The sequence below is a fragment of the Pseudomonas multiresinivorans genome, from assembly GCF_012971725.1.
GTDB classification, from domain to species: domain Bacteria; phylum Pseudomonadota; class Gammaproteobacteria; order Pseudomonadales; family Pseudomonadaceae; genus Pseudomonas; species Pseudomonas multiresinivorans.
Map to the genome: position 1 here is coordinate 6047744 of NZ_CP048833.1, position 22809 is coordinate 6070552.

Consider the following 22809-nt stretch of genomic DNA (forward strand, 5'->3'; position numbering starts at 1 on the left):
CAGCCAAGCGCCTGAATTTACCTAGGCGCTTTCCTACAGCTGGCGAAAGGAGGCACTGGCGCAATGGCGGGCAAGATTCTGCTGACCGGGGGCTGCGGCTATATCGGCTCCCATATCTGTCTGGAACTGATCGAACAGGGTTATCGGCCCGTTGTGCTCGACAACCTGAGCAACAGCTCGCCCGTCCCGCTACAGCGCATCGAGCAGCTCACCGGACAGAGCATTCCCTTCGTCAGGGGCGACGTCCGCGACGAGATCACCCTCGACCGGCTGTTCAACGAATACGCCATCGACGCGGCCATCCACCTCGCCGGCGTCAAATCCGTCGCCGAATCGGTGGCCGACCCTATCGCTTACTACCAGACCAACTTCACGGGCACCGTCACCCTGTGCCAGGTCATGCAACGCCATGGCGTGAAGCGCTTCATCTATAGCTCTTCGGCCACGGTGTACGGCCTGGCGGCCGAGAGCCCGATCCGAGAAGACGCACCCACTGGCCCCGCCAGCCCCTATGGCCAGTCCAAGCTGATGGCGGAAATCGCCCTGCGCGACATCGCCCATGCCGACCCGCAGTGGACCATGGCCATCCTGCGCTACTTCAATCCGGTGGGTGCCCACGCCAGCGGGCGCATCGGCGAAGATCCCAACGGCATCCCCAACAACCTGATGCCCTACGTCTCCCAGGTCGCCACCGGCAAGCAGCCTTTCATCCGCGTATTCGGCAACGACTACCCCACCCCGGACGGCACCGGCGTGCGCGACTACCTGCACGTCGTCGACCTGGCCAACGCCCACCTCAGCGCCCTGCGCTGGCTGGACGGCGCCAGCGGCGCAAAGACCTTCAACATCGGCACCGGCCGCGGCTACAGCGTGCTGGAAATCATCCGCGCCTATGAAAAAGCCTGCGGCCGCGAACTCCCCTTCCAGTTCCTGCCCCGCCGCGACGGCGACATCGCCAGCTACCACGCCGACCCGACCCTGGCGGGCGCAGAGCTGCACTGGAATGCCGCGCGCGATATCGAAGACATGTGCCGCGACGCCTGGAACTGGCAGAGCCAGAACCCCAGCGGCTACGCCTGACTTTTCCTTGAATCGGAAAACAAAAAGCCCCGCTCGAAAGCGGGGCTTTTTGCTGAAGATGGTGCCGGTAAGAGGAATCGAACCCCCGACCTTCTCATTACGAATGAGCTGCTCTACCGACTGAGCTACACCGGCGGCGGTGCGGAGGCTAACACTCCTCCGACAGGGGAATCAATTCATTGGCAACGAACGGAGCACTGTTCAGCGATCAAGTGCGAAATCTGAGAAACGCTGGCTGTCCGGATCGAAACAGGCATGGCCCTGGCGATACACCGACTCCAGATCAACTCTGATGCAAGGCTCCTGTGATTTGGCATGGAGCATCGGTATTGCTGCCGAACCACGCGGCAATTCACGGTAGAGCTCCGTGCGAAACTGCACTGGCTTCTCCCCGTTCAACAGCCCTTTTACATGCTGATTCAGGAATGCCATTTTTTCCTGCGGCACGGGCACGTAGACCAGAGAAGGGGTAAAGCCCGAGTAACCGTCGATATCTTTGGAATTCACACCGGCGTCCACCATACCCTCCCGGTTAAGGGCATAAAAGGTGTCGAAAACCTGCACAACCACGATCGGTCGAGAATAGAAGATGGTATAGACCCCACCCAGCAAACAGAGCAACTGTACCGTCGCAATGATCCCCAAGTCCCGCGTCAGCTCGCGGATTGGCTTGGCGCGGTTGAATACGATCAGGGTCAGCGTGGGCCCCAGCACCAGATCGACCGCCACGAGAATGCGCATGCCTTCCCATCCGCCAGCGGCATCGAACAGAGCGCCGGGGAACCAGCAGAAATACATCACGCCGGTAATGATCAGCAGCAGAACGAAGCTGATTGCCAGATGATAAAGAAATGCGATCCAACGATTGCGCGGCAAGGCCACCCACTGCATATCCGCTCCACCCTGTAGAAAATGACACTATAAAAAAAGCCCCTTCGAAAAGGGGCTTTTCTTGCTCAGGTGCTTGTCGAGATATCAGACTTCGGCAAGACCACTGTCAGGCACTTAGCGGCACTCGCTCGGAGCGAACTGAGCCGGCAGGGAACCAAGAGTCATGCCAGCAAAACCACGAGCGGTGGCAACGGCATTAGTAGTGCTGGAGCATGCCCAGTCAATATTGCCACGAGCCGGCGGAGTTGCGGCAAAGTTAGTGCCCAGCAGAACACGAGCAGCGCCGGTGTCAATGAACGGGGTGTATCGCAGGGTCGGAGTAGCAACACCAACGTTGCCCAGGTTGGTATCGTTGAAGGTAACGGTCACCTCACCCAGAGTCGCGCCAGCAGCAGCAATGATCTGAACGCTGTTTACGTACTTACTGCGCGCACCAACACCACCTGACTGAGCGTTGAAGGCGGTAGCAGCGGCAATGACTTCAGCCTCAGTAGCAGAGCTATCACCAATGAGCGACTTGGCAGCACCAGCCAGGTTGATACCTTCAACAACACGACCACGAATGGTGTAGTCCTGGTAAGCCGGCAGGGCGACAGCAGCCAGAATACCGATGATCGCAACCACGATCATGAGTTCGATCAGGGTAAAGCCTTTTTGAGCCTTCATAGTTCTCTCCAGGTTTGTAAGAGGTCGCAGGACCTGATCGTATGAAAGCAGCTTCCATGCCAAATCCAAATCACGCAGCTAATCTGACCTCGACACCAGAAAGAACCTCTTTCTTAACCTGAAATTTCGCAGGAAGTGACGTTTTTTGACACCTGCGCGCACGAGATTTGGCAGCACAGTGCAACTACGCTATAAGGCACAAAACCTCTGGCTGACCCATCCCCATGAACGATCAGGTCGTATTGTCCGGTCTTGCCCGGCAACTGGTAATTTCAGAACTGCTCGATGAGAAAAGCGCCCAACAAGCGCAACAGCAGGCCCAGCGCAACAAGCTGTCGCTGGTCACTTACCTGGTACAGAACAAGCTGGTAAAAAGCCGCCCCCTGACCGAGCTGGCGGCCGAGCAGTTCGGCGTGGCCTTCTGCGATCTAACCAGCCTGGACCGTGAGAGTTTTCCCAAGGAGTTGGTGAGTGAGAAGCTGGTCCGACAGCATCGCGTACTTCCACTCTGGCGCAGGGGCAACAAGCTGTTCGTCGGCGTTTCCGATCCGACAAACCATCAAGCCATTACCGATGTCCAGTTCAGCACCGGCCTGACCACCGAGGCCATCCTCGTTGAAGACGACAAACTCGGCGATGCCATCGAAAAACTGTTCGAAAGCGCTACCGGAGGGCTGGACGACCTGGGCGACATCGACCTCGATGGCCTGGATATCGAGAACGCCAACACCGAGGCGAAGGAAGAGACAGGTGGCGATGCTGACGACGCACCGGTGGTCCGCTTCGTCAACAAGATGCTGCTGGACGCTATCAAGGGGGGCTCGTCCGACCTGCACTTCGAGCCCTACGAGAAGATCTACCGCGTACGCTTCCGTACCGACGGCATGTTGCATGAAGTGGCCAAGCCACCCATTCAGTTGTCCAGCCGAATCTCCGCACGCCTGAAGGTCATGGCCGGCCTGGACATTTCCGAGCGCCGCAAGCCGCAGGACGGGCGGATCAAGATGCGCGTGTCGAAGACCAAGTCCATCGACTTCCGCGTCAACACGCTGCCAACCCTATGGGGCGAGAAGATCGTGATGCGGATCCTCGACTCCTCCAGCGCGCAGATGGGCATCGATGCGCTGGGCTACGAGGAAGCACAGAAGCAACTCTACCTGGACGCACTCAAGCAGCCCCAGGGCATGATTCTGGTGACGGGCCCTACCGGCTCGGGCAAGACCGTATCGCTCTATACCGGCATCAACATCCTCAATACGCCGGATATCAATATTTCCACCGCCGAAGACCCGGTGGAGATCAACCTGGAAGGCATCAACCAGGTCAACGTGAACCCGCGCCAGGGCATGGACTTCGCCCAGGCCCTGCGCGCCTTCCTGCGCCAGGACCCGGACGTGATCATGGTCGGCGAGATTCGCGACCTGGAAACCGCCGAGATTGCCATCAAGGCCGCGCAGACCGGCCACATGGTGATGTCCACCCTGCACACCAACAGTGCCGCCGAAACGCTGACCCGCCTGCTGAACATGGGCGTCGCCTCGTTCAACCTGGCCACCTCGACCAACCTGATCATTGCCCAGCGCCTGGCGCGCAAGCTCTGTCCGCACTGCAAGAAGGAACACGATGTTCCGCAGGAAGCGCTTCTTCATGAAGGCTTCCCGGCCGACAAGATCGGGACGTTCAAGCTGTATTCCCCCGTCGGGTGCGACAATTGCAAGGGTGGATACAAGGGGCGCTTGGGTATTTATGAAGTGGTTAAAATCACGCCAGCGCTGCAACGCATTATCATGGAGGAAGGCAACTCCATTCAGATCGCGGAGCAAGCCCGCAAAGAAGGCTTCAATGACCTGCGCACCTCGGGCCTGCTCAAGGCCATGCAAGGCATCACCAGCCTCGAGGAAGTCAACCGCGTGACCAAGGATTAATCCATGGCGGAAAGAGCATTAAAAACGAGCGTCTTCGTCTGGGAAGGCACCGATAGAAAGGGCGGGAAGATCAAAGGGGAGCTGTCGGGAGCCAATACGGCGCTCGTCAAGGCCCAGCTGCGCAAGCAGGGCATCAATCCGATCAAGGTCCGCAAGAAGGGAATCTCGCTTCTGGGCAAGGGCAAGAAGATCAAGCCCATGGATATCGCCCTGTTCACTCGGCAGATGGCGACCATGATGGGGTCGGGCGTCCCCTTGCTGCAGTCCTTCGATATCATCGGCGAGGGCTTCGACAACCCAAACATGCGCAAGCTTGTCGATGACATCAAGCAAGAGGTCGCCTCAGGCAACAGCCTGGCCAACTCTCTGCGCAAGAAGCCGCAATATTTCGACGACCTGTACTGCAACCTGGTTGACGCCGGCGAGCAGTCTGGTGCGCTTGAGGCTCTTCTGGATCGCGTTGCGACTTACAAGGAAAAGACCGAGTCGCTCAAAGCGAAGATTAAGAAGGCGATGACCTATCCCATTGCGGTGGTCATCGTGGCGCTTATCGTTTCGGCGATCCTGCTAATCAAGGTGGTTCCTCAGTTCCAATCGGTATTTTCGAATTTCGGCGCGGAACTTCCAGCCTTTACCCGAATGGTCATCGGCCTCTCCGAAACGCTTCAGGAGTGGTGGTTGATTGTATTGATCGGACTCTTCGCAGCCGCATTCGCCTTCAAGGAAGCGCGTAACCGCTCGGAGAAATTCCGCGACTTTCTGGATCGCGCCCTGTTAAAGACGCCTATCGTGGGCATGATTCTCTATAAATCCTCCATCGCCCGATATGCACGAACACTCTCCACCACGTTCGCGGCCGGTGTTCCCTTGGTAGAAGCCCTTGACTCGGTAGCCGGCGCAACTGGGAACGTGGTCTTCCGCACTGCGGTAAACAAGATCAAGCAGGACGTATCGTCGGGCACGCAATTGAACTTCTCCATGCGCACCACCGGGGTCTTCCCCAGCATGGCCATCCAGATGGCGGCGATCGGTGAGGAATCCGGCTCTTTGGATGCAATGCTCGACAAGGTCGCCAGCTACTACGAAGAAGAGGTCGACAACGCCGTCGATAACCTGACCACCCTGATGGAACCCATGATCATGGCCGTCCTGGGCGTACTCGTAGGTGGCCTGATCATTGCCATGTACCTGCCGATCTTCCAACTGGGCAACGTCGTATAACCCATGCCTGTTTTCGACCTCCTGGCCAGCACCCCGCTGGCCTTTGTTTTATGTGCCACCCTCCTCGGCCTGCTGGTCGGCAGCTTCCTCAACGTTGTGATCCATCGCCTGCCGCGGATGATGGAGCTGGACTGGCAGCAGCAGGCGCGGGAAACCCTCGGCCTGCCGGAGGGCGAGAAGCGTCCGACCTATAACCTGGTCCTGCCTAACTCCCAGTGCCCGCATTGCTCCCACGAGATCAAGCCCTGGGAGAACATCCCGGTTGTCAGTTGGCTGGTGCTGGGCGGCAAGTGTTCGTCGTGCAAGGCGCCGATCAGCAAGCGTTATCCGCTGATCGAGCTGGCGTGCGGTGCGCTGTCGGCGTTCGTCGCCTGGCATTATGGCTTCGGCTGGCAGGCCGGGGCGATGCTGCTGCTGACCTGGGGCCTGCTGGCGATGAGCATGATCGACGTCGATCATCAGTTGCTGCCGGACGCCCTGGTGCTGCCGCTGCTCTGGCTGGGGCTGATCGTCAACCACTTCGGGCTCTTCACCAACCTGGGCGATGCGCTCTGGGGCGCGGTGTTCGGCTACCTGAGCCTGTGGTCGGTGTACTGGCTGTTCAAGCTGGTCACCGGCAAGGAGGGCATGGGCTACGGCGACTTCAAGCTGCTGGCCATGCTCGGCGCCTGGGGTGGCTGGCAGGTGCTGCCGCTGACCATCTTGCTGTCGTCGCTGGTAGGGGCGGTGCTGGGGGTGATCATGCTGCGCCTGCGCAATGCCGAGACCAGTACGCCGATCCCCTTCGGCCCCTATCTGGCCATCGCTGGCTGGATTGCGCTGCTCTGGGGTGATCAAATAACCGCGACCTATCTGCAGTTCGCCGGTTTCCGCTAGCCTTCTCCGGCGCCGACTTCCCTCGGCGCCCGTGACGGCCACCGGGCCGGCAGAAAGGAGAACGATGAAACCCTGGATTCTGGGCCTCACTGGCGGCATCGGCAGTGGTAAGAGCGCCGCCGCCGAGCATTTTGCCTCGCTGGGCATACACATGGTCGACGCCGACCACGCCGCGCGCTGGGTGGTGGAACCCGGCCGCCCTGCCCTGGCGCAGATCGTCGAGCGCTTCGGCGAGGCCGTGCTGCTGCCGGACGGCCAGCTCAACCGTGCCGCCCTGCGCGAGCGCATCTTCAAGGCCGAAGACGAACGCCGCTGGCTGGAGCAATTGCTGCACCCGCTGATCGGCCAGGAGATCGCCAGCAACCTGGCGCAGGCGCAATCGCCCTACGCCATCCTGGTGTCGCCGCTGCTGGTGGAGTCCGGGCAGCACCGTATGACCCAGCGCGTGCTGGTGGTGGATACCCCCGAGCATCTGCAACTGGAGCGCACCATGCGCCGGGACCAGGTGTCCGAAGAACAGGTCCGTTCGATTCTCAAGGCCCAGGCCTTGCGCGACGACCGGCTCAAGCACGCGGATGACGTGCTGCTCAACGATGGCGACCTCGGCCACCTGCACCAGCAGGTCGAGCGTCTGCATCAGTTCTATCTAGGCCTGCGTGGAGGAAAACCATGAGCCAACCCCTGACCGTGGAATGCCCCACCTGTGGCGCCCCTGTTGAATGGAGCGCCAAGAACGAGTTCCGCCCCTTCTGCTCGCACCGTTGCAAGCTGATCGACCTGGGCGCCTGGGCGGCGGAAGAACACGCTATTCCCGGCGATAACCAGGAGGACGAGCTGTTCTCCGGCGATCTGGAAAAACCGCCGCGCGGGCATTGATCCGTGAAAAAGCCGCCTCGAGAGGCGGCTTTTTTGTGGGCGAACCTTTGCTCCAGGCCACAGGGTTTTCAATCAGGGGCGCATGAAGGCGTAGTCCCGCTCCTCGTCCAGGTTGTCGGCGAGGAAATGCAGTTCATGTCCCAGGTCTTCCTGTGTGCGGACTTGCGCGTTGGCCTGCACCACCGCGCTCAGCAGTGCCCGCACGACCAGTTGCGGGTCCTGGCCGGCCGCTTCGGCCTCGACCAGCAGTTCGTGGAGGCGTTGCTCGGCCCAGCTGTGAATGCTCATCGGCAATCTCCTTGCGAAGGGGGGCCAAGCTTCCCCGATCGTAGGAGGTTTCCGAACTGACCTGGATCAAGCCACAGGGGGCATGAGCCTCGCAGATGGCCGAACATCAGCGTGGTTCATCGTCGTCCTTCCAGGGCGCCTGCAGGTAGCGAGTGCGATTGAAGGTCTCCAGCCAGTCCGGGTAGAAGACCACCAGACCGGTGACGATGGTGCCGTTGATGAAAGCCTCGGGGAACATGATCAGCCACAGGTAACCGATGAAGTCCTCGATCCACGGCGGCATCGGGAACAGCCCGTCCATCCACAGTAGGCCGAGCCCCAGCAGCAGGCTGCAGAGGGCCGCCAGCGCCGCGGGGAAGAACCCCGAGCAGAAGATGTAGACGAACAGGTTGCGCGGTTGCCGACGCTCGACGAGGATCGCCGCCACCTCGGTGATCAGCACCGGGATCAGGATCAGCAGGATGCCGTTGACGCCGATGGCCGCCCAATCCTGGCGATCGATCAGGCACAGGCCGATCTGTGCGACGAGCCCGACGATGATCGCCAGCGGCCAGTCCAGCAGCAGGGTCACGGCGGTAATGCCGATGAAATGGAAGGACACCCCGGAAGCGAAATCCCGCCGTACCAGCCAGAGCAGGAATAGCCCGAGCATGGTGCCGAACACCAGGTGCTGGCGGCGAAAATCGCTGACCAGCTCCAGCCACGGCGCGCGCCAGATGGCCCAGGCGACGATGGGCAGGTAGATCGCCCAGCCGAGCTCGAGGGTTTCTTCGGACAGCAGCTGTGCGGCGATCACGGCGCGCCCCGCTCAAGCGCCTGGCGCAGGGCATCCGCCGAGTCGAAGCTGTGGCTGGCGACGACCTTGCCCTGTTCCAGTTGCAACCAGGTCACCGTATCCGCCGTGGCGGGGAAGCGACTGGCCACACGCGGCTCGCGGTCGAGCAGTACGCGATAGGAGTAGTCACGCATGGCGGGGATGGCGAACAGGCTCGAGATCGGTGCCGGCATGCGGCTGATGTCAGCGACGAAAGCGGCACTGCGCGACTCCAGGTAACCTTGCGGACGATCCACCAGGGCGGCCTTTACCAGCTTCGAACCGGCCATGTCGTGGGCGACCAGCAGCACCTTCAGATCGGCGTTCGCCGTGTAGGGTTTGTCGAACTGGTCCAGCAGCGTCCAACCGATGGCTGGCGACTCCTGCGCCATCGCCAGGCTCGCCAGCACCATCAACAGCAACCCGCTCAGCAGTCGTTTCACGCTTCCCTCTCAGCCCTGGCATCAACGATTGGCAACAGTCTACACGCGCCTCCGCCACCCGCCCGAGCTTCGCAGCAACTATGCTTGAGGCATGAACGAGTCCGACTATCTGCGCCTGCTGACGCGCCAGGCGGAACAAGCCAACGACTTCCTCTCCAATGCCCGCAAGTGGGAACGGGAGTGCTGGGCCTGCCAGCGACTGCTGCAGGCGCTCAAGGTGCCGTATCGCCAGGAAGACTTCGTTGCGCCAACCCAGCAGCCGCCGGACGTATTGTTCCGCGACGCCACCTTCGAGGTGTTCTTCGTGCTCGACCAGGGCCGCCGGCTCAACGAGGAATGGAAGGAAGAACTGCTGCGCCGGCGCATGGCCCAGAGCATCAACCAGCTGATCCGCCGAGAGCAGCGTCCGCGGCGGATTCCCTGTGCGGAGCTGCAGGCGCGCCTAGCGCCTACTTTGCGCAAGAAGGCACACAACTACACCGAGCGCGGCATCGACCCGCGCGAGCTGGACCTGCTCGCCTTCGTCAGCCTCAAGCGCGAGACACCGGACTTCAACACCCCTTTCCCGCCGCCGACCGAGTACCTGCGCCAGGGTTGGCGCTCGCTCTCGGTGGTCGGGCCAACTTTCGCCCGAGTGCTGTTCGCCCACAGTGACGCGCCGGATTTCCTGCGCGGCAGCCTGGGCCGAAGCATCCTTTTCGACATGGGCGTCGGCCTGTAAATAGGCGCTCATGCAATGCTGCATTGATCGGCGGCGCATTGAGAGGCCGCCCAAGCCCTACTAGAATGCTCGACATTATAAACGGAGGCCGCCCATGCCCAGTCGCCTGAGCCCCGAAGACCAGCAGAAGGTCGATCACTACCTCAGCTCCCCCGTGCACCAGGTCGAACGCGCGCCGTTCAAGCCCTGGCTGATGATGGGAGGCTTGCTCGCGGTAGTCATCGCCCTGGGTTTGCTGAGCCGCCTCCTGGCCTACCTTGCGTGAGCGCCGTGCCGCCACGGGCCGATACAGGATTCCTTAAGCTATGAGAATGCAACATGTCCCATCGTATCGTGATCGTCGGCGGCGGCGCCGGCGGGCTGGAGCTCGCGACCCGTCTCGGCCGCACCCTGGGTAAAAAGGGCAAGGCGCGCATTACGCTCGTCGATGCCAACCTCACCCACATCTGGAAACCCCTGCTGCACGAAGTCGCCGCTGGCTCGCTCAACTCTTCCGAGGATGAGCTGAACTACGTCGCCCAGGCGAAATGGAACCACTTCGAATTCCAGCTCGGCCGCCTCGATGGCCTGGACCGCGCAAGCAAGCGCATTCAGCTCGCTGCCACGCTCGATGAGCAGGGCGAGGAGCTGGTGCCAGCGCGCAGCCTGGAGTACGACACGCTTGTCCTGTCCATCGGCAGCACCACCAATGACTTCGGCACCACAGGCGCCGCGGACCACTGCATCTTCCTCGACACCCGCGAGCAGGCCGAGCGCTTCCACAAGCAGTTGCTCACTCATTACCTGCGCGCCCACGCCGGGCAGGACAAGGACGATCAGATCAGCGTCGCCATCGTTGGCGCCGGTGCCACCGGGGTCGAGCTCTCGGCTGAACTGCACCATGCAGCGCAGGAGCTGGCGGCCTACGGGCTGACCGGCATCCAGCCGCAGAACATGCGTATCACCCTGATCGAGGCCGGCCCGCGTGTGCTGCCGGCGCTGCCCGAGCGCATCAGCCAACCGGTGCACCAGACGCTGGAGAAACTCGGCGTGCGTGTGGCCACCGGTTCGGCGGTGCAGGAAGTGACGGCTGACGGCCTGCGCACGGCAGCAGGCGAGTTCATTCCGGCAAGCCTGAAAGTCTGGGCGGCGGGCATTCGCGCGCCGAGCCTGCTCAAGGAAATCGACGGCCTGGAGACCAACCGCATCAACCAGCTGGTGGTGCGCTCCACTCTGCAGACCACCCGCGACGACAACATCTTCGCCTTCGGTGACTGCGCCGCTTGCCCGATGGGCGATGGGAGCGAACGCACCGTGCCGCCGCGCGCCCAGGCCGCTCACCAGCAGGCTTCGCTGCTGGCCAAGGCGCTGGTCGCGAAGCTGGATGGCAAGCCGCTGCCGGAGTACCGCTACACCGACTACGGCTCGCTGATCTCGCTGTCGCGCTTCAGCGCTGTCGGCAATCTGATGGGCAACCTCATGGGCAGCGTGAAGCTGGAGGGCTGGCTGGCGCGGATGTTCTATGTATCGCTGTACCGCATGCACCAGATGGCGCTCTACGGACCGTTCCGCACGGCGTTGTTGATGATTGCGGATCGGATCGGGCGCAGTACCGAGCCCAGGTTGAAGTTGCATTGATCGGATAGCGATCGGGGACGGAGTCCACTCCTACAAGGTCAAAAGCCCCTCACCCTAACCCTCTCCCGCAAGCGGGAGAGGGGACCGTTCTGAGCAGGATGAAACCATTGCGTCAGCCGGCACGATCTGCCCCCTCTCCCCTTGGGAGAGGGCTGGGGTGAGGGAAGCGCAGGCATGGACTCTCAAAGAGAAGACAGTTGCTCCTACGGGAGCCGATCCCCCTGTAGCGAGCCTGCACGCGAACGCTCTTCCCGGCAGTTCCGGTGCTCAGGCGGTTCGCGAGCAAGCTCGCTCCTACAAAAGCACCATCGCCAAGCTGATATGTCAGGCACAAAAAAGCCGCCCCGAGGGGCGGCTTTTTCGTTGCAGCAGAGCAGCCTTACAGCGCCGCCAGCATCGACTGGGCCGGGATGGCCTGGAAGTCGATGGACATCATCAGGCTCAGCACGCTGATCGCGATGATGGAGAAGGCGAACAACTGGCGGGCCCAGCGGCGATCGTCTTCGGCACTGAAGCCTTTGACCGCGATGAACAGCCACCAGGCGCTGACCGCCAGCGCCACTACCAGGTAACCGTAGCCGGCGAAGCCGGTCACGGTCAGCAGCAGAGTCGCCAGGCCAAAGGCCACGACGTAGTACAGGATCTGCTTCTTGGTCGCGTCGATGCCCCGCTCCACCGGCAGCACGGGAATCCCGGCGGCGCGGTAGTCGTTGAGGCGGAAGATCGCGATGGCGTAGCTGTGCGGCATCTGCCAGAGGCAGAAGATCAGCAGCAGCACCGCCGCGCCCATGTCGAAGTGACCGCTGGCGGCGCAGTAGCCCACCACTGGCGGCATGGCTCCGGAGAGACTGCCGACCAGCGTGCCGTAGACCGAGGCGCGCTTGAGCCAGAGGCTGTAGAGCACGACGTAGACGAAGAAGCCGAACGCAGCGAGCAGGGTCGCCTGCACGTTGGTCTTCCACGCAAGCAGGCCGAAGCCCGCCGCGCCGAGAACCACGCCGTGGGCCAGGGCGGCCTTCAGCGAGATCTGCCCGGTCACGGTGACGCGGCTGCGGGTACGCTCCATGAAGCGATCGATGTCGCGGTCGATGCAGTTGTTGAACACACAACCGCTGGCAACGACCAGGGACAGGCCGATCACGGTGGCCAGCAGCAGCATCGGGTCAACGCTGCCGCGAGCGGCGAGGAAATATCCCCCCGCCACCGCGATCAGGTTTCCGAAGATGATGCCCGGCTTGGCGACCAGGAGATAACGCTTGAGTTTCACGGCATCGGCCCTCAGGGCATCGGCATCATCAGGGTGTCTGCGGTGTAGATGATCCACAGCGACAGACCGACCACCAGCAGGATGATGATGGCGGTGAAGATGAATGCCATGACGTTCCAGCGACCTTCCGAGGAGAAGTTCATGTGCAGGAAGCAGATCAGGTGCACGACGACCTGGACCAGGCCCAGGATCACCATGGTCAGCAGGGTGGCGTGACGCGAGAAGCCACCGTCGATGACCATGTAGAACGGGATCGCGGTGAGGATCACCGAGAGCACGAAGCCAATGGCGTACGAGCCCAGGCTGCCGTGGCCAGCACCGTGGGAATCGTGGCCGTGGGCGCCGTGGGAGTCGTGATGATGTGCAGCAGCGGACATTACAGAGCCCCCATCAGGTAGACGACGGTGAAGACGCAGATCCAGACGATGTCCAGGAAGTGCCAGAACAGGCTCAAGCACATCATGCGGGTGTTGTTCTGCGCGGTCAGGCCACGGGTGCCAATCTGCGCCATCAGCACCAGCATCCACAGCAGGCCTGCGGATACGTGCAGGCCGTGCATGCCGACCAGGGTGAAGAAGGACGACAGGAAGGCGCTGCGGCTCGGGCCGAAGCCTTCGACGATCAGGTGATGGAACTCGTTGAGTTCCATGCCGATGAACGCGGCGCCGCACAGGAAGGTCACGCCCAGCCAGGCGATGGCCTTGCCCTTGGCACCCTTGTGCGCGGCCAGCATGGCCAGGCCGTAGGTGCAGGAGGAGATCAGCAGGATCGCGGTTTCGACGGCCACGTAGGGCAGTTCGAAGATGTCCTTGCCGCTCGGGCCGCCGGCCGTGTGGTTGACCAGCACGGCGTAGGTGGCGAAGACGCTCGCGAACAGGATGCAGTCGGTCATCAGGTACAGCCAGAAGCCGAATACCGTCATGCCGCCGCTGTCGTGGGCGTGGTCATGGTCGTGCGCCGCTTCGTGCGTATCGACCAGGTGTTGATTCAGTACTGCCGTCGACATGGTTTTATACCTGCTGCGCGGTGGCGAGTTTCTGGAAGTTGGCGTTCTCGATGCGCTCGATCTCATCCGGCTGGACGTAGTAGTCCACGTCGGTGATGTAGCTGCGCACGATGACCGAGGCGATCATGCCGACGAAACCAACACCCACCAGCCACCAGATGTGCCAGATGGCGGCGAAGCCGAAGAGGAAGGCGAACACGGCGATGGAGAAGCCAGCGGCGGTGTTCTTCGGCATGTGGATCGGCGCGTAGGCCGGCAGCTTGCGGTACGCGGTACCGGTCTGCTTCATGTCGTGGAACGCGTCGATGTCGTTGACCTTCGGCAGTTCGGCGAAGTTGTAGTACGGCGGCGGCGAGGAAGTGGACCATTCCAGGGTACGGCCACCCCACGGGTCGCCAGTCAGGTCGGCCAGTTGCTCGCGGTTCTTGATCGACACCAGCAGCTGGATCAGCTGGCAGGCGATGCCGAGGAAGATCAGCACGGCGCCGAAGAACGCCACGACCAGGTACGGCTTCCACATCGGGTTGTCGTAGTGGTTCAGGCGACGGGTCATGCCCATGAAGCCGAGGATGTACAGCGGCATGAAGGCCATGTAGAAGCCGACCAGCCAGCACCAGAAGGAGCGCTTGCCCCACTTCTCGTCCAGCTTGAAGCCGAAGGCTTTCGGGAACCAGAAGACGAAGCCGGCCAGGTAGCCGAACACCGCACCACCGATGATGGTGTTGTGGAAGTGGGCGATCAGGAACAGGCTGTTGTGCAGCAGGTAGTCAGCGCCCGGGATGGCCAGCAGAACGCCGGTCATGCCACCGATGGTGAAGGTGACGATGAAGCCCAGGGTCCACAGGATCGGGGTGTCGAAGCGCAGGCGGCCACGGTAGATGGTGAACAGCCAGTTGAACAGCTTCACCCCGGTCGGGATGGAGATCAGCATGGTCGCAACGCCGAAGAAGCCGTTGACGTCGCCGCCCGAACCCATGGTGAAGAAGTGGTGCAGCCAGACGGTGAAGCCGAGGAAGGTGATCGCGGCGCTCGCCCACACCATCGAGGTGTAGCCGAACATCTTCTTGCCAGCGAAAGTCGCGGTGACTTCGGAGAAGATACCGAAAGCCGGCAGGATCAGGATGTACACCTCAGGATGGCCCCAGGCCCAGAAGAGGTTGATGTACATCATGGCGTTGCCGCCCAGCTCGTTGGTGAAGAAGTGCATGTCGAAGTAGCGGTCCAGCGACAGCAGGCCCAGGGCCGCGGTCAGGATCGGGAACGACGCAACGATCAGGATGTTGGCGAAGGTGCAGGTCCAGGTGAAGATCGGCATCTGCATCAGCTTCATGCCGGGGGTACGCATCTTGAACACGGTCACCAGGAAGTTGATGCCGGTGAGCAAGGTACCCATACCCGATATCTGTAGCGCCCAGATGTAGTAGTCCACACCCACGCCCGGGCTGTAGGCCAGCTCGGACAGCGGCGGGTAGGCGACCCAGCCGGTACGGGCGAATTCACCCAGGCCCAGCGAGACGTTCACCAGCATGGCGCTGACGACCAGCAGCCAGAAGCTCAGGGAGTTCAGGAAGGGGAACGCCACGTCGCGCGCGCCGATCTGCAGCGGCACGGCCAGGTTCATCAGGCCGGTCATGAAGGGCATGGCCATGAAGATGATCATGATCACGCCGTGAGCGGTGAAGATCTGGTCGTAATGTTCCGGCGGCAGGTAGCCGTGGTTGGCGCCTTCAGCCAGGGCGAGCTGGCCGCGCATCATGATGGCGTCGGCGAAGCCGCGCAGCAGCATGATCAGGGCGACGATGATGTACATCACGCCGATTTTCTTGTGGTCGATGGACGTCAGCCATTCGGTCCACAGGTAAGTCCACTTGCGGTAGTAAGTGATCGCGCCGAACACACCGAGGCCCGCCAGGGCGACGACAGCCAGCGTGATGACGATGATCGGCTCGTGATACGGCACGGCCGACAGTGTCAGTTTCCCGAACATCTGCGGTTACTCCTGGCTCGGATTCATTTGCATGCCAGGCATGCCTTGCATGTTGCTCATGTCGTGGCCCGCCATGGCGGCCTCTTCATGCGCTTCGCCGTGTTCGCCCTTCTCGGCCTGTTCTTTGGCCTCGTGCGCCTTGGCCATTGCGTGGCCGGCGTGTTCCCACTTGTTCAGCACGTGGGAGAACAGCTCGGGGCTGACGGTTGCGAAGTAGGTCGCCGGGACGTTCTCGGTCGGCTTCACCAGCTCCGGGTACTGATCCAGGTTCAGGGTCTGCTGCGAGGCCTTGACCTTCGCAACCCAATCCTGGAAACCCTGCTCGGAGGTGGAGATGGCCTTGAACTTCATGCCCGAGAAACCGCCGCCGCTGTAGTTCGCGGAGATGCCGTCGAACACACCTTCTTCATTGGCGATCAGGTGCAGCTTGGTGAGCATCCCGGCCATGGAGTAGATCTGGCTGCCCAGCTGCGGGATGAAGAACGAGTTCATCACCGAATCCGAGGTGATCTGGAAGTTCACCGGGGTGTCTTTCGGGAAGGCGATTTCGTTGACGGTGGCGATGCCCTGTTCCGGGTAGATGAACAGCCACTTCCAGTCCAGCGAGATGGCCTGGATGGTCACCGGCTTGACCTCGGAGTCCAGCGGACGGTACGGGTCCAGCTTGTGGGTGCTTTCCCAGGTGATCCAGCCGAGCACGGCGATGATCACGCAGGGAACCAGCCATACCACCAGCTCGATTTTGGTCGAGTGAGACCAGTCCGGCATGTAGGTGGCCTTGGTGTTCGAAGCCCGGTATTTCCAGGCGAACCCGAAGGTCATCAGGATGACCGGCACCACCACGATCAGCATCAGCAGGGTTGCCGTGATGATCAGGGACTTCTCGTCAGCGCCGACCTGCCCTTTCGGGTCGAACAGCGCCATGTTGCAACCACCGAGCATCAGCATCGGCAGCCACGCCAGTCTCTTCAAAATTCCTGTGTACTGCTCTTTTTTCATCTTGCGGCCTTAGTGGATGAAAATCGCTTCACCGCCCACGAGTCTTCGCCATGTACTGCTCGACGACTCGTTACCCGCGACTTTTCCAAGCCGCCTGCCAGGGCTGTCATGGATTCACGAACGCGGCCGCACGGATTCCAGGCAAAGGGAGGTCGCCCGGTCTTCGCGATGCGAAACCGATTTCGTCAGCTGATTCGTTCCGTGAGTATTCAGCGTGTGGTGTCTGGACTGGCGGCTTGTTGAAGCACGCGCGTCGCACACCGATTGCACGAGCGGATTGCCCGACTCGTCAGATGACAGGAGCCCACCGATGGCAGCCCCCTGTTGTTATGCCGCTGCACCGAAGGGTGAACACTGACAATGACTTGCGTCAGTGCGACTCAGCGATTTGGGGGTAGGAAATGGACGGCGGGTATTACAAAGCATTTCAGAAACGCCTTTCAAGGCCCCAGCCCCCCATTTTTAACAAGATATTTTCTCAAACCAGGAAACAGTCCGAAGCGTTCCCTGCTCGACCCGACGGTCGAACAGAGCCGTCCAGCTCCCTGCCAGGAGATGTTATCCACATCCCTCAAAAGGGCTGCAAAGGCCGGAACAAAGGGGCTGCAGGACAAAGGAAATTACCGCGAGAGGGCCGTGCGCACGTTCGCACAACGCCCGGATCAATGTTGCGCTCACGGTTATTTTCGAGGGGGTGAAGGGGGCATTTCGCGTTGCGACATATCGCCGCATCGGAGCGATTTGCTGCGCTCAATCAATGCAGGTTGTTTCCGGATGAGCCCTGTCCGGAGCTCATTTTTCTCCCGCCAGCGAGCGCGACATGAGCAGGTCGATGACCTTGCACGAGCGTGCTCCACAGCTGGCGAACAGAGGTGTCAGCGAAACCACTGGCGGCGGCCGACAAGGCTCGCCGCCAGTGGTCGAAGACGCAGGCACTCGGGCAATCAACGTTGCGTGGCCGGGCGCTCGCCATCTACCGCCAGCCACGCCAGCAGGCCACTGGCTTCCGAACGGATCTGCAGGTCGGCCGACTTGCTGGCGTAGAAGTTATCGATGGCCTGGACCTGCCCCGAGTAGTAGTCGTTCTCGGCGATCAGCACATCCAGCAGGGTGCGCTTGCCCAGGTGATACCACTGGTCATAGAACATTTTGCGCACGCCATCGGACTCTTTCAGCAGGGAGTCGAATTCCGAGATTCGAGTAACCGCAAGATCGCGTTGTTCGGCCAGATTGCGAATCTGGTACTCCGCCTCACGGCGCGCCGTTTCCATGCGTTGCTCGGCTGCATCGGCACGCTGGTAGGCGGCACGCTGTGCAGCTCTGCCCGCGCCACCCTGGAACGCGTTCCACTGTACGGCCAGGCCGGTCGACCAGGGTTCATTGTTGCTGAACACGTCATTCCCGGTGTTTCGACCGACCACCCAGTTGAGCGCCGGAAGCTGCGATGACTTGACGGACTCGGCGTTGGCGCGAGCGGCATCCATTTCCCAGCGAGACTGCTGGATGGCCGGGCTTTCCTGCATATCCTTGAGGGCCTTGTCGAGGTTCATCGGGGTCCACTCCCATTTCACGCTGGCAGGTACCTCGACGTCTTCGCTGACCAGTTTGGCCAAGCTGGTTTTCACCTGCTGCAGCTTGGCCTGCACGTTGGCGCGAGCGGTCTCTGCCTGCAGCAGGCGGGAACGCGCCTGCACCACTTCGCTGCGCCGCCCCGGGTCGACCTGGGAAATCTGCGACAGCATGTCCACCAGCTCGCGCATACGCGCCACGTACTGGTCGGTGACACTCAGGGCTTCCTGCTGGTGGCTGAGTTCCAGCAACGAGGCAACGGTGTTGTAGGCGACGGTTACCCGTGCCTGCTCCATCGCCTGCTCCTGGGCGTTCGCGGTCTTGTTGCGGCTATCGATGGTGTTGCGGATGGCGCCGAAGTCGTAGACCGGCGTCACCACCTGTACCGAGGACCCCGATCCATCACCGTCACCGTCTTCTTTCTTGGTCCGATAGGTCGGCGAGTTCAGCCCCAGTTGCACCTGCGGCCAACGCGCGCCCTTCGCCTGGTCAACGTCGCTTTGAGCGGCGCCCAGCGAGGCGGAAGCCTGCTTCATTTCCGGGCTGATGCTCAGCGCGGTACCCACCATGTTGCGGATGTACTCCAGGGTGGAGAGCTGCAGATCGGCGCCCACCGCCGAGGTACCGGCGAGGCCTGTCGCCTGGCGTGGATTGCTCGCCAGCGAGGCTGGCAGCGACAGGTCCAGCGTACTGGCGGCAAAGGTTTTCCTGTCGACCGGGGCCGGCGCCTTGGCACCGCTGCCAATAGGCTTCACCACAGCAGGCTGATTGACGGAGCTCGCAGTGGCAGCAGGTTTGGACTGGAAGCTCAGCAGCTCCGAGTCATCGTCCGCGGCGAGTGCCACAGGAGCGGCAACGGCAGAGAGCGAAGCCAGGGCAACGGCCAGGGCCGAGCCGCTGAGCCACGACCGTTTCCGGTCGGATTTCGAGGGTTTGTACGGTTTCATTTCATTATCTCTCGCGGAACGCCTCGCGTGCTTTGAGCGCGGGCTTAAGTAGGTAATCCAGGATGGTTTTCTCGCCGGTGCGGATGTCCGCGGTCGCGGTCATCCCCGGGATGATCGGGAAATGCTTTTCGCCCTTGACCAGTTCGGCTTCGTCGGTCCGGATCAGCACCCGGTAATAAGTATCCGGACGCCCCTGGCGGGACTTTTCCTCATCCTTGATGGTGTCGGGGCTGATGAGCTCGACCTTGCCCTTGAGCCCGCCGTAGATGGCGTAGTCATAGGCCGAGATCTTCACCGTCGCGGGCAGGCCGGGACGCAGGAAGGCGACGTCGGCGGGCAGGATCTTCGCTTCCACCAGCAGTTGGTCTTCCAGCGGAACGATCTCCATGATGTCGTCGCCCTGGCGGATCACACCGCCAATGGTGTTGACCCGGACGTTCTTGACGATGCCCTTCATCGGCGCGGTGATCGTGGTGCGCTTCATCACGTCCTCGCGCCCGGCGAGGTTCTCGACGGACTGCGCGAGTTCGCTCTCCGTGCGGGTCAGGTCGGCGTTGGCGTCGGAGCGGTACTTGTTGCGCCGTTCGCTCATCTGGATGCGCAGTTCGTTGGCCGACCGGCGCATCCGCAGGATCTCGACGTCGGAGATCAGGCCCTTCTTGGCGAGTTTTTCCGACACACTCAGCTCGCCTTCCGCCAGCGACAGGCTCCTCTGCAATCCGGACAAGCCTTCGTCGAGCATCTGCCGGCGAGCGTTGAACGCCTCGGTCTCGGAATCGACGATCGACGGCACAGCCTGAACATCCGGCGGGAAGCTCAGCTTCTGCCCATACGCCTCGGCACGCAGGCGCGCCAACTGGCCCTTCAAGGCCAGCACCTTGGACTCTGTCTCGCGGAAGCTCGCGCCGGCACGGGTCGGGTCGATCTTCAGGAGCACCTGGCCGGCCTCCACTACGTCGCCCTCGCGGACGTTCATCTGTTCGAGGATGCCGCCTTCCAGGCTCTGGATGACCTGCTCGCGGCTGGAAGGAATGACCTTGCCTTCACCACGGGTGATCTCCTCGACGCGGGCGAAGTAGGCCCACACCAGCGTTCCGCAGAAGATCGCGCCGATCAGCATCAGGAGAATCGTGCTGGCGGTGGTTTTCTGGGAGATCAGCGCCGCCTGCAGGTCCGCCACGTAGGCGATGTCGTTTTCGCGCAGCCGCGCCACTTCCTTGGCGTAGGGCGCAAGCGCTTTCGTTTCGCTCTTGGCAGGCAGCGTGGTGGGCGGCGTACCGGCCGGCACCACTCCGGCCTTGATTGGGGAGTCAGTCATGATCGGCTCTTCAGGAGTGGACCGCAGCCTTGTTCGGCTCGGTCTGGGATTGGTTGGTCTGCAGAGCGCGCAGCACTTCGTCCTTGGGGCCATCGGCGACGATCTGCCCGGCGTCCAGGACGATCAGTCGGTCGATCTGCTCGAGTACCGAGAAGCGGTGCGTTACCACCACCAACGTGCGGCCCTTGGTGGCGTGCTCCAGGCGCTGCAAGAACATCCGCTCGGTCTGCATGTCCATGCCGCTGGTGGGCTCGTCGAGCAGTAGTACCTGAGGGTGCAGCAGCAGCGAGCGCGCCAGGGCAACCAGTTGCCGCTGCCCACCGGACAGCGCCTGGCCCATTTCGCCTACGGGGCGATCGAAGCCCAGGGGATGGCTGCTCGCCACGGACGCCAGGCCGGTCAGCTGCACCACGTGGATCAGCTCCTCGCTGGTCGCCGACGGGTTGCCAATCAGCAGGTTCTCCCGCAGCGAGCCATAGAACAGTCGCGCGTCCTGGCCGACGAAGCCCACCGCAGCACTCCAGTCCGCCGGGTCTATCTGCTCGGCATCGATGCCGTTCATCATCACCTGGCCTTCCACCGGCTGGTAAAGGCGGGCCAGCACTCGCAACAGGGTGGACTTGCCACTGCCGATGCTGCCGACGATGGCGACGCGTTCACCATGCTTGATGTTCAGGCTGATGTTGTTCAGCACGGTCGGTTTGGGCTGCATCGGCGGTGCCGGATAGGAGAATTTCACCCTGCGCATGGACAGCGTCGCGTCCTTGGGCGACTGCAGGTAGCGGCGGCCGTTCTCGCGCACCGTGGGGATTTCCATCAGCTGATTGAGGGACTTCAACGCCGTCTTCGCCTGCTGGTAGCGCACCGCCAGGCCCACCGCACTGGCCAGCGGCGCGATGGCGCGACTGGTCAACATGACCGTACCGATCAACGCGCCCTGGGTCAGGTCACCATCGGCGATCCGGTAGACGCCCCACAGCACGATTGCCACGGTGGTCATCTGGCTGATCAGCGAAACCGAGTTGCCCGCCAGGTTCGACAGCGCCTTGGTCTTGATCGACGAGGCGGCGAGTTGCGCGCTGAAGTCTTCCCAGCGGCGCAGCATGCTGCCCTCGGCATGGGTCGCCTTCAGCGTCTCCACGCCTTCGATGGACTCGATCAGCAGGCCATGCTTCTGCGATGCCTCACGCAGGTTCTCCTTCATAAGCCGCGACAGCGGCAGCTGGATGTAGGTGCAGACGCCCAGCAGCACGATCATCGAGGCCAGCGGCACCATCGCCAGCGGACCGCTGATCAGGAACAGGACGAAGATGAACAGCAGGCAGAACGGCAGATCCGCCAGTGTCGCCAGCGACGCCGAGGTGATGAAGTCGCGCACCGATTCGAATTCACGGAACTGGTTGGCGAAGGAGCCGGCCGACGGCGGCTTGTGCTCCAGGCGCACTTCCAGCAGCTGGCGAAACAGCTTGGCACCGAGTATCAGGTCGGCCTTCTTGCCGGCCGTGTCGAGCAGGTAGGCGCGGGTCTGCCGTGAGGTGAACTCGAAACCGATCGCCACCATCACGCCAATTGCCAACGACCAGAGCGTGACGAAGGCCTGGTTGGGTACGACCCGGTCGTACACGTTCATGATGAAGAAGGTGCTGCACAGCGCCAGGATGTTGATCAGGAAAGTCGCCAGGGCTGCGCTGTAGTAGTAGCGCCGGTAGTTCCACAGGGTGGAGAACAGCCAGTGGCCCTTGCCCTCCCCTTCGGGAATCTCCGTGCGCGCATCCGGCGCCGCCTTCGGCCGCACCAGCAATGCATAGCCCAGGTAGTTTTCCTGCAGCTCCTCCGCACTCAGGGTGATGGTACCGCCGCCCGCCTCGGGAACGATCAGTTCGAACTGATCGCCATGCCGAGCCACCAGAATGCGTGCTTCGCCATTCTTGAACAGCAGCATCAGCGGAAACAGGTAGGACGACAACTCTGCAGGACGGCGCTTGACCCAACCGGCACCGATACCGGCCTGCTCCAGCATGCGCACCACCAGGCTCGGCTTCAGTCGCTGGTCACGCGGCATCCCGGCATACAGCGACTCGAGGGTCGCCGGCTTGTCGTAATGGGCGCAGAACCATTGCACCCCCGCCAGCAGGCTGTCGTTCTCGGAAGAAACGCCCAGATCCACCGTGGCGGAAGGGGATAACGCAGAGGGATTCATCAAGGCACCTACGATGAGGAAGAAGAGGCATGCGCATGGTAGAAACGGCCCGTTTCGGGCGGCATAGGAAAAACCTGATTGGCCTGACGTATCTTTCT

Annotated in this window: 22 protein-coding genes and 1 tRNA gene; 9 read left to right on the forward strand and 14 right to left on the reverse strand. The window is 61.9% G+C overall.

Annotation, left to right across the window (positions count from 1 at the left end; genetic code table 11):
* Positions 1-63: 63 nt before the first annotated feature.
* Positions 64-1080 (forward strand): UDP-glucose 4-epimerase GalE, encoded by a 1017-nt coding sequence (gene galE / locus G4G71_RS27590; RefSeq protein ID WP_169941836.1) that lies wholly within the window; start codon positions 64-66, stop codon positions 1078-1080.
* Positions 1081-1139: 59 nt separating this feature from the next.
* On the opposite strand, the gene G4G71_RS27595 is transcribed toward galE, so the two are convergent.
* The 3 genes from G4G71_RS27595 to G4G71_RS27605 form a co-directional block, all read right to left on the reverse strand.
* Positions 1140-1215: transfer RNA gene (locus G4G71_RS27595), tRNA-Thr, on the reverse strand.
* A 66-nt stretch (positions 1216-1281) separates the two neighbouring features.
* Positions 1282-1971 (reverse strand): hypothetical protein, encoded by a 690-nt coding sequence (locus tag G4G71_RS27600; RefSeq protein WP_169941838.1) that lies wholly within the window; start codon positions 1969-1971, stop codon positions 1282-1284.
* A gap of 114 nt (positions 1972-2085) precedes the next feature.
* Positions 2086-2637: a pilin gene (locus G4G71_RS27605; RefSeq protein WP_169941840.1), complete on the reverse strand. Its 552-nt coding sequence runs from the start codon at positions 2635-2637 to the stop codon at positions 2086-2088.
* 224 nt (positions 2638-2861) lie between these two features.
* Here G4G71_RS27605 and pilB point away from each other — a divergent pair, with 224 nt between their 5' ends.
* The 5 genes from pilB (at position 2862) to yacG (ending at position 7535) form a co-directional block, all read left to right on the forward strand.
* A complete protein-coding gene (gene pilB, locus G4G71_RS27610) occupies positions 2862-4562 on the forward strand; it encodes a type IV-A pilus assembly ATPase PilB (RefSeq protein WP_169941841.1) in 1701 nt (566 codons plus the stop codon).
* A gap of 3 nt (positions 4563-4565) precedes the next feature.
* Positions 4566-5783 (forward strand): type II secretion system F family protein, encoded by a 1218-nt coding sequence (locus G4G71_RS27615; RefSeq protein WP_205896252.1) that lies wholly within the window; start codon positions 4566-4568, stop codon positions 5781-5783.
* A gap of 3 nt (positions 5784-5786) precedes the next feature.
* Entirely contained in the window at positions 5787-6659 is an 873-nt protein-coding gene (locus G4G71_RS27620) for a prepilin peptidase (RefSeq protein ID WP_169941842.1), read from the forward strand.
* Positions 6660-6723: 64 nt separating this feature from the next.
* Positions 6724-7332, forward strand: coding sequence for a dephospho-CoA kinase (coaE, locus tag G4G71_RS27625; RefSeq protein WP_169941843.1), 609 nt, complete (start codon positions 6724-6726; stop codon positions 7330-7332).
* Positions 7329-7535, forward strand: coding sequence for a DNA gyrase inhibitor YacG (gene yacG / locus G4G71_RS27630; protein ID WP_024765636.1), 207 nt, complete (start codon positions 7329-7331; stop codon positions 7533-7535). The genes coaE and yacG overlap by 4 nt, the downstream gene beginning before the upstream one ends.
* 72 nt (positions 7536-7607) lie before the next feature.
* Here yacG and G4G71_RS27635 read toward each other — a convergent pair whose 3' ends face one another.
* The 3 genes from G4G71_RS27635 to G4G71_RS27645 all read right to left on the reverse strand — a co-directional run bounded on the left by G4G71_RS27635 (position 7608) and on the right by G4G71_RS27645 (position 9050).
* Positions 7608-7823, reverse strand: a complete 216-nt coding sequence (locus tag G4G71_RS27635; RefSeq protein ID WP_054910366.1) for a hypothetical protein — start codon at positions 7821-7823, stop codon at positions 7608-7610.
* A 106-nt stretch (positions 7824-7929) separates the two neighbouring features.
* The gene (locus G4G71_RS27640; protein WP_169941844.1) at positions 7930-8619 is read right to left on the reverse strand and encodes an energy-coupling factor ABC transporter permease; all 690 of its coding nucleotides are present in this window, start codon (positions 8617-8619) and stop codon (positions 7930-7932) included.
* Positions 8616-9050 (reverse strand): FAD/FMN-containing dehydrogenase, encoded by a 435-nt coding sequence (locus G4G71_RS27645; RefSeq protein WP_169942837.1) that lies wholly within the window; start codon positions 9048-9050, stop codon positions 8616-8618. Before G4G71_RS27645 ends, G4G71_RS27640 begins: the two co-directional genes overlap by 4 nt.
* 121 nt (positions 9051-9171) lie before the next feature.
* On the opposite strand from G4G71_RS27645, the gene G4G71_RS27650 reads away from it, so the two are divergent.
* From G4G71_RS27650 to G4G71_RS27660, 3 genes are all read left to right on the forward strand, one after another.
* A complete protein-coding gene (locus G4G71_RS27650; RefSeq protein WP_169941845.1) occupies positions 9172-9801 on the forward strand; it encodes a DUF1780 domain-containing protein in 630 nt (209 codons plus the stop codon).
* Positions 9802-9895: 94 nt separating this feature from the next.
* Positions 9896-10066, forward strand: a complete 171-nt coding sequence (locus G4G71_RS27655; protein WP_037011479.1) for a DUF3094 domain-containing protein — start codon at positions 9896-9898, stop codon at positions 10064-10066.
* A 53-nt stretch (positions 10067-10119) separates the two neighbouring features.
* Positions 10120-11418, forward strand: a complete 1299-nt coding sequence (locus G4G71_RS27660; RefSeq protein WP_169941846.1) for an NAD(P)/FAD-dependent oxidoreductase — start codon at positions 10120-10122, stop codon at positions 11416-11418.
* Between the two features lie 379 nt (positions 11419-11797).
* Here the strand turns inward: G4G71_RS27660 and cyoE are convergent, their stop codons facing one another.
* From cyoE to G4G71_RS27700, 8 genes are all read right to left on the reverse strand, one after another.
* Complete coding sequence (gene cyoE / locus G4G71_RS27665) at positions 11798-12685, reverse strand: heme o synthase (protein ID WP_169941847.1); 888 nt, start codon at positions 12683-12685, stop codon at positions 11798-11800.
* Positions 12686-12696: 11 nt separating this feature from the next.
* Entirely contained in the window at positions 12697-13062 is a 366-nt protein-coding gene (gene cyoD / locus G4G71_RS27670; RefSeq protein WP_024765643.1) for a cytochrome o ubiquinol oxidase subunit IV, read from the reverse strand.
* Positions 13062-13691: a cytochrome o ubiquinol oxidase subunit III gene (gene cyoC / locus G4G71_RS27675; RefSeq protein WP_015475724.1), complete on the reverse strand. Its 630-nt coding sequence runs from the start codon at positions 13689-13691 to the stop codon at positions 13062-13064. Before cyoC ends, cyoD begins: the two co-directional genes overlap by 1 nt.
* Before the next feature lie 4 nt (positions 13692-13695).
* Positions 13696-15678, reverse strand: a complete 1983-nt coding sequence (cyoB, locus tag G4G71_RS27680; protein ID WP_169941848.1) for a cytochrome o ubiquinol oxidase subunit I — start codon at positions 15676-15678, stop codon at positions 13696-13698.
* 6 nt (positions 15679-15684) lie between these two features.
* Entirely contained in the window at positions 15685-16677 is a 993-nt protein-coding gene (gene cyoA, locus G4G71_RS27685; protein ID WP_169941849.1) for a ubiquinol oxidase subunit II, read from the reverse strand.
* Positions 16678-17621: 944 nt separating this feature from the next.
* The gene (locus G4G71_RS27690) at positions 17622-19193 is read right to left on the reverse strand and encodes a TolC family protein (RefSeq protein ID WP_169941850.1); all 1572 of its coding nucleotides are present in this window, start codon (positions 19191-19193) and stop codon (positions 17622-17624) included.
* A gap of 4 nt (positions 19194-19197) precedes the next feature.
* Entirely contained in the window at positions 19198-20511 is a 1314-nt protein-coding gene (locus G4G71_RS27695) for an HlyD family type I secretion periplasmic adaptor subunit (protein WP_169941852.1), read from the reverse strand.
* Between the two features lie 10 nt (positions 20512-20521).
* Complete coding sequence (locus G4G71_RS27700) at positions 20522-22711, reverse strand: type I secretion system permease/ATPase (protein WP_169941855.1); 2190 nt, start codon at positions 22709-22711, stop codon at positions 20522-20524.
* Positions 22712-22809: the final 98 nt, after the last annotated feature.